Here is a 7,490-nt window from a genome sequence, read left to right as displayed (position 1 = left end):
TACACAAAGAGGACTAGCCATGGCTAGTCCTCTTTTGATATGTCTACAACTACTTTAAATTATATTAACAAGTTTCATTACTATAAGTTTATATAATAAAATTATTTCCGTTTTAAGTCTTTCGTAATGATATAGTATTCAGATGGAGATATCTTAATACCATCGATATTATTATTCCCTACAATATTAATCTTAGGATATCCAAGGAAGAGTGCTATCGAATCATCTAGCATCAATTGTTGTGCATTGATCACCGCATTACGACGCACCAGTGGATCGTTAGCGCTTTCACCAAGAGCTAACAATTCATCGAAACGTGGATTAGAGAATCCAGAGCCGTTTGTATCACTACCTGTCCCCCAGTATTGTTTCAAGAACCATACAGGTTGGCCAGTATTAGCAGTAACTACACTAGAGATGAGCATATCGTAATCTCCAGATTGCGCCAATGTATCGATCACAGCATAGTCTACGATTTTAATTTGTAAATCTACACCAATTTTCTTATAGTCCGCTTGTAATGCCTCTGCATATAATGGCAATTCAGGGCGAGATGTATAGGCATAGAAATCAAGTACTAGGTTTTCACCATCTTTATCTACAATGCCATCTCCATTTGTATCAATATAACCTTCACGTTTAAGTAATTCTTTAGCACGTTCAATATTATATTTATTAGGGTCCCGCAATTGATTGAATCCATAATCAATGGATGGTGGCAATGGAGCCTTACCGGCAATAAAGGTATTCTTCATAAGGTTCTTTGCATAAGACTCACGGTCTGCTCCGGCAATAAGGGCAGCTCGAAGATTAGCATTCTTAAGCTTGCCTTTTTGGCTCATCCGAACGAACACATCACGTAAGGATGATTCTTCATAAATAGTAAATTTCTTATCGTTTTGGAAGATACCATATTCGCCAGGTCCAATGCTAACAGCCATATCTACATCACCTGCTTGCAATGCCATAGCTCGTGTATTGGCATCGTTAATAGATGGAATTTCAACCTTACCGAAGCCTGGCTTGCCATCCCAGTAGTTATCATTCCGTGCTAGCTCAGCACGCTCTTTTGTAAATGATGTCACTACATAAGGCCCAGTCCCAATAGGACCTTCCTTTGCTATATCACGACCATTTGCCTCTGCAGTCACATCCATAATTAAGAACAATGGATCTCCCAACAAATTTGGCAAATTATAATAAGGCTTATCTGTCTTGATTGTAAGCTCTTGACCATTAGCCGTCATTTCTGTGTAATTAAAGAATGTTTTTGCCCGTTTACTCTTCGCAAAGGTTCGTTCCAAAGACGCCTTTACGGCCTCAGCAGTAAGGGCATTACCATTAGAGAACTTAACCTTATCGTTAATGGTAAAAGTCCAGGTCAGCTTGTCATCACTTTGTTTCCAAGATGATGCTAACCATGGTTTAGCATTCATGTGATCATCAAACTTGGTGAGTGTTTCGCCAACACCGTACCGTACAACAGCCCAGCTAAAATAGTTTTCTGTTGGTTCCAAGGTACTAGCAAAGCTAATTGCTCCTACCTTTAATACATCATTAGATGAATCGGAGGATTGATTTATGCAGCCTACAGTACCAAGGACCGTAACACCCAGCATCATGCTAATCAGTAACGCCTTACGTAATCCTTTCATTCACACACCTAACCTTTCTCTATATCTATATCACTTCATATGAGCATATTTCAATTATACCCATGGGGGTATGTTACTTAGTCAACTATACTATATATTTAGTGTTAACACAATCATTTCTAAGAAAATTTTCGATATAATTATATATATGAGAAAATCTGTATAGATACGTAACATACAAAAATAGCAGTTAGCTCTAAAGCTAACTGCTATTATATATGTACCTATTGTATTTTACCCATATTAGTAGGCGAATCCTCTAGTCGAATACACTAGGCGATCGCTACAATGAGAAGTCGGATACGTTGTGTCAAAGTCCTATGCTTCTACAGCCGCTTCTTCTAAAGTAAGTGGCTTATGATCTTGGCCAATTTCAAAGATGGAGCTCAATAGAACTTTTGTATAAGGATGCTTCGCATCAGCTAAGTGAAATGCATCTAGCTCTTCAACAATAGCACCTTTGTACATTACGACCACCTTGTGGCACATAGTACGAATGAACGCAATATCATGAGCGATAAATAGGTATGTTAAATTTTTCTTTTTTTGTAAACGCGCCAATAAATAGGCAATGGAGTCTTGTACGGATACGTCTAGAGCACTAGTAGCCTCGTCTAATACGAGAATTTCAGGCTCTAATACGATAGCACGAGCAATAGCTACACGTTGACGTTGACCACCAGACATTTCATGAGGATAACGATGCATAAACTCGCGAGGTAGGTCTACCATTTCAAGATAGTCACCTGCGATTTGTTCTTCTTTTCCTTTTTCAAGAAGACCAAAATTGTATAACGGTTCAAGGATGATATCCTTTACCTTCATACGCGGATTGAAGGCTGCCGACGGATCTTGGAATACCATTTGAATTTTCTTGCGGTATTCTTTCGTTTGCTCAGAGTTCATATGTTGAATCTCTACACCATCTACATAAATCTCGCCTTCCGTGATAGGCAGCATCTTCATAATCATACGAACCAAAGTCGTTTTACCAGAGCCAGATTCCCCTACAATCCCAAGGGACTCGCCTTTTTCTAAGGTGATATTAATACTCTTACACGCTTCGAGCTCACCACCAGTAGGAAGTGGGAATCGTTTACATACATTTTTTAATTCTACAGCGTAGTTAGTCAATGTAACGACCTCCTTCCAATGTTGGTACAGCATCTTTTAATTGTTTCGTATATTCATTAGATGGGTTTTCTAAAATATCTTGCGGTGTGCCAGCATCAACAACACGGCCCTTTTTCATAACAATGATATAGTCGGACATATAGGCCGCTACACCAAGGTTATGCGTAACCATTACGATAGCAGAATTATGCTCTTTAGCAAGTTCTAGCATTTGCATAACTACTTGAGATTGTGTTGTTACATCTAAAGCAGATGTAGGTTCATCACCAATTAATAACGCAGGATCCAGCGCTAATGCCATAGCAATGCCCACACGTTGGCGTTGACCGCCGGATAACTCATGTGGATAACGGCGCAATATATCTGCCCCATTAGGGAGAGAAACAGATTCTAATAACTCAATTGCTCGTCGATCACATTCATCATTGGTAATTTCTATATGAGATTTAAATAATTCTCTAAACTGTTTACCAATGCGAACTATTGGGTCTAAAGCACTACCACTATCTTGGAAAATCATGGCCATGTCTTTACCACGTATAGCTCTCCATTCAGACTTAGATAGGGTGCGAAGGTCTTGACCATTAAAGAGCATTGTACCATCTGTGACCTCACCACCTATAGGCAATAAACCCATGAGGGCCCGGATCACGGTAGTTTTACCGGATCCAGATTCCCCTACAATGGTCAATACCTTACCGCGTTCCAAGGTAAAGTTTACATCCATAACAGCAGGCACACCTTGGTACGCGATGTTAAGGTTCTCTACAGTTAGTATGTTTTCTGCCATTATAGCTCCTTATTATTTTGTAATTTTATTAGTAATCCAGTAGTAGTCACTTGGGTACATGACAGCACCTTTCAAGTAAGAACCAGTAACGATATTAGTTTTAGGGTAACCTAAGAACAATGCAGCACCATCATTCATCAATAATTGTTGAATTTGAATTGCATAGTCACGACGTTTTGCAGGATCAAATTCAGTTTCAGCAGCATCTAACAATTGGTCAACTTGTGGATTGGAGTAACCAGAACCGTTTTGAGGGTTGGAACCATCCACATTAGTATGCCAGTAGTTAGCTAAGAACCAGATTGGATCGCCTGTATTAGCAGTTACGATGTTGGAGATAAGCATATCATAGTCGCCATCTTGACCCATTTTATCGATCAAGTTATAGTCAACTGTTTTGATTTTCATGTCGATACCCACTTTTTTAAGGTCTGCTTGAACAGCTTCTGCATAAAGTGGTAATTCTGCACGAGAATTATATACTACGAAGTCAAATGTTAATGGTTTGCCATCTTTATCAAGGATGCCGTCCCCATCAGTATCTTTCCAACCATCTTCTGCTAATAATTGTTTAGAACGTTCAGGGTTATACGCATTAGGATCTTTCAAATCTTTGAAGCCATAGTCCATGGATGGTGGAATTGGTGCGGAACCAGGAATGAATGTACCTTTTAACAATACATCAGCATAGTTTTTACGGTCTGTTGCAGAAATAACTGCAGCACGTACTTTGTCATCACCAAGAACACCTTTTTGGTTGATACGAGCCAATACTACACGAAGAGATGCGATTTCATCAACCTTGAACTTATCGTTATTTTGGAATAAACCAATTTCACCAGGACCGATGTTAACAGCCATATCTACGTCGCCAGATTGTAAGCTCATAGCACGCGTATTAGGATCGTCGATGGAAGGAATTTCTACAGTTTTAAATGGTACTGTACCATCCCAATAGTTTTCGTTAGCAGCCATCTCAGCACGTTCTTTTGTGAAAGATTTAACTACGTATGGACCTGTACCAATAGGACCTTCCTTGGCAAAGTTACGGCCATCTTTTTCAGATTGTACATCAACGATTAGGAACAACGGATCCGCTAAAAGGCCAGGCATATTAGGATATTCTTTTGTTGTATGAATTACCAATTGTTGACCATTAGCTTCCATAGAGTCATATTCGAAGAATGTTTTTGCACGATTGGATTTTTCAAAAGCCCGTTCGATAGATGCTTTAACTGCTGCAGCATCAACTTTTTTACCATTAGAGAATTTCACCTTATCATTGATTGTGAAAGTCCACGTTTTATGGTCTGGGGATACTTCCCATTTAGATGCAATCCATGGTTGAGGTTTCATTTGTTCGTCAAACTTAGCCAATGTTTCGCCTACACCATAGCGCATAACAACCCATGCGAAGAAGTTTTCTGTAGGTTCTAATGTGGATGCGAAGTTAGTTACACCAACTTTTAAAACATCCTTATTAGCAGCACCATTATTATCAGAGCCGCAACCAGCGATGAAGGAACCCATCATTACAATGCTAAGACCTGCTAAGAGGGCTTTTTTCCAAGATTTTTTCATGTAAAATCTCCTTGTACCATTACATATAAACATAAAACATACACATCATGACCACTACAATCTACAATAGTCATAATGGAAAAACCTTATTACCGCCTATTTATATAACAACTTTCACAACACAACCTATAAATAAGCATCACACGTAACTAACCTTGGTTCTTAGGATCCACTACGTCCCGTAAGGAATCAGACCAAAGGTTAAAGATAGCAACTACGATAAGGATGGACATACCAGGGAAGGCCATCAGCCATGGACTGGTTTGTAAATATTGACGACCTTCGTTAAGCATAAGGCCCCATTCTGGTGTTGGTGGTTGAGCACCAAATCCAAGGAAGGAAAGACCTGCTACTTCAATCATGATAGCCCCAATATCAAGTGCCCCTGTTGTAACAACAAGAGGAAGGATATTGGGAATGATATGACGTCTTAGAATAGTCGTTGTAGAGGCCCCCATCATGACAGCCGCCGTTACATACTCTTCACCGCGAACTTTCAACGTCATAGACCGTACAAGACGAGCATATTTTGCCCAACCAACTACAGATAACGCTATAATCGTATTCACAATGCTACCACCCAAAATACCAGCAATAGCAATGGCTAATACTACGCCCGGGAAGGATAGCATAATGTCCGCAAGACGCATGAGGACCATTTCGATTTTCCCGCCGAAATAACCGGCAACGGCACCGATAATAGTACCAATGCTTACCATGATAACAACGATACTGACACCCATAAACAAGGATAACTGTGTACCATAAATGATGCGAGACAATACATCACGACCAAGCTTATCTGTACCAAACCAATGTTGACTACTTGGCGCTTGTAATGCTTGACTCAGATTTGAGCTAAAAGCATCACCCGGAGCAAGCCATGGTGCAAATATAGCTATGAGAACTACCACAATCATCAAGGCGCTATAGAAAGAGAACAGTTTATGTTTTTGAATAAATTCTGCCATTATGCTCTCTCCCTTTTCAATCTAGGGTCTAATAGGATATATGACGCATCAACTAATGCATTGATGCACATATAGGCTAAAGCAACCCACAATACAAAGCCTTCAATCAATGGGTAGTCGCGCATGGTAATAGCATATACTGCCATGTTCCCTAAGCCAGGCCAAGAGAACACCATTTCTACAACTGCTACACCGCCTAATAGCCAACCGATGAGAACACCAAGAATAGTGATGAGTGGCAAGACGGCATTTGGCAAAATATGACCGAATAAAATCTTCATCTCACTGACACCACGAGCACGTGCGCCGATAACATAATCCTTTTGCATTTCTTCAAGAATAACGAGACGAACTTGGCGCATGTACTTGGACCCGACTACAACAGCTAATGTAACGGCTGGTAGAATTACACCGATAGGAGTTACACGAGAAGATGCAATAGGAACAAGTCCTAATTTAAGGCCAAAGATATAAATCAGTACAAGGCCTAACCAGAATGATGGCATAGACACGCCTATAAATGAAGCAGCGCGCAACAGATAGTCGATCCATTTGTTTCGATTTAAGGCGCTTATAATCCCTGCTGGCAATGCATAGAGCAATGTAAATACTAATGCTGTACCTGCTAGCATAACTGTCCCTGGCAAAGCCTCCAACATACGATCTACAACAGGCTTTTTAGCAGAGTAACTCATCCCTAAGTCACCTTGTGCAGCATTTACAACCCAGTTTGCATATTGCACTATAAACGGTTTATCTAACCCAAGCTGAGCTCGAGTCTCATCGATGAGCTCTTGAGACACGATAGTGTCTGCCGTTTCTAGTAGCATCGTTACTGGATCGCCCGGTGCTAAATAAGTAAGACAAAATGTTAAAAAAGTAATGCCAAACAGTGTAACAATGAATTGACCTAGCTGTTTAGCAAAGCGTTTGCCCATAGGCGTCTCCTCCTATACTCTCTAAATACTACAATAATCTAAATGAACAACTAATATGCTTATTTCTCCCGATATAGCAGAGGTGCATATAGGAAAACGACAAAAAAGGTTAGTCCACCTGACTAACCTAAATTAAGTATAGTATGTACAATACCATACATTTAGAGCAGGCTTTCTGACTCATGATTCATCGCAATATTTCGGCCTTCCCAGTTTCCCAGTGACCCTATAATGAAACCTTGCTCCTCATTACAGCTATTTGCATAGTATGGGATTTACACCCATTTTCCTCTTTTACGCTCGGTGAATACCGACACTCACTAGTTCATTCATTTTTATCGATTATAAATATACTATATTAATATCCTGTTTACAATACGCATACCCCTTAGGGGTATGCGTATATCGTAGATTTTAAATG

Annotated in this window: 6 protein-coding genes and 1 riboswitch; all 6 genes read right to left on the bottom strand. The window is 39.9% G+C overall.

Going from position 1 to position 7,490, the window contains the following annotated elements; all coding sequences use genetic code 11:
• Window positions 1–101: 101 nt before the first annotated feature.
• The 6 genes from QZ548_RS06275 to nikB all read right to left on the bottom strand — a co-directional run bounded on the left by QZ548_RS06275 (window position 102) and on the right by nikB (window position 7,069).
• Entirely contained in the window at window positions 102–1,655 is a 1,554-nt protein-coding gene (locus QZ548_RS06275; protein WP_295869128.1) for an ABC transporter substrate-binding protein, read from the bottom strand.
• Window positions 1,656–1,973: 318 nt separating this feature from the next.
• Window positions 1,974–2,789, bottom strand: a complete 816-nt coding sequence (locus QZ548_RS06270) for an ABC transporter ATP-binding protein (RefSeq protein ID WP_295824670.1) — start codon at window positions 2,787–2,789, stop codon at window positions 1,974–1,976.
• Complete coding sequence (locus QZ548_RS06265; RefSeq protein WP_005385379.1) at window positions 2,782–3,579, bottom strand: ABC transporter ATP-binding protein; 798 nt, start codon at window positions 3,577–3,579, stop codon at window positions 2,782–2,784. The genes QZ548_RS06270 and QZ548_RS06265 overlap by 8 nt, the downstream gene beginning before the upstream one ends.
• A 12-nt stretch (window positions 3,580–3,591) precedes the next feature.
• Window positions 3,592–5,160, bottom strand: a complete 1,569-nt coding sequence (locus tag QZ548_RS06260; RefSeq protein ID WP_295869126.1) for an ABC transporter substrate-binding protein — start codon at window positions 5,158–5,160, stop codon at window positions 3,592–3,594.
• A gap of 149 nt (window positions 5,161–5,309) precedes the next feature.
• Window positions 5,310–6,131, bottom strand: a complete 822-nt coding sequence (gene nikC / locus QZ548_RS06255; protein WP_105089750.1) for a nickel transporter permease — start codon at window positions 6,129–6,131, stop codon at window positions 5,310–5,312.
• Window positions 6,131–7,069, bottom strand: a complete 939-nt coding sequence (gene nikB / locus QZ548_RS06250) for a nickel ABC transporter permease (RefSeq protein WP_295869124.1) — start codon at window positions 7,067–7,069, stop codon at window positions 6,131–6,133. The genes nikC and nikB overlap by 1 nt, the downstream gene beginning before the upstream one ends.
• Before the next feature lie 147 nt (window positions 7,070–7,216).
• Window positions 7,217–7,405, bottom strand: a riboswitch (cobalamin riboswitch).
• Between the last annotated feature and the right edge of the window lie 85 nt (window positions 7,406–7,490).

The sequence above is a fragment of the uncultured Veillonella sp. genome (assembly GCF_915069625.1).
In the GTDB taxonomy this organism is placed as follows: domain Bacteria; phylum Bacillota; class Negativicutes; order Veillonellales; family Veillonellaceae; genus Veillonella.
This window is presented reverse-complemented; position numbering and strand designations above follow the sequence as displayed.

Coding starts and splice junctions, on each gene's coding strand:
- QZ548_RS06275 (WP_295869128.1), bottom strand. CDS start 1,655: ATGAAAGGATTACGTAAGGCGTTACTGATTAGCATGATGCTGGGTGTT.
- QZ548_RS06265 (WP_005385379.1), bottom strand. CDS start 3,579: ATGGCAGAAAACATACTAACTGTAGAGAACCTTAACATCGCGTACCAA.
- QZ548_RS06260 (WP_295869126.1), bottom strand. CDS start 5,160: ATGAAAAAATCTTGGAAAAAAGCCCTCTTAGCAGGTCTTAGCATTGTA.
- nikC (WP_105089750.1), bottom strand. CDS start 6,131: ATGGCAGAATTTATTCAAAAACATAAACTGTTCTCTTTCTATAGCGCC.
- nikB (WP_295869124.1), bottom strand. CDS start 7,069: ATGGGCAAACGCTTTGCTAAACAGCTAGGTCAATTCATTGTTACACTG.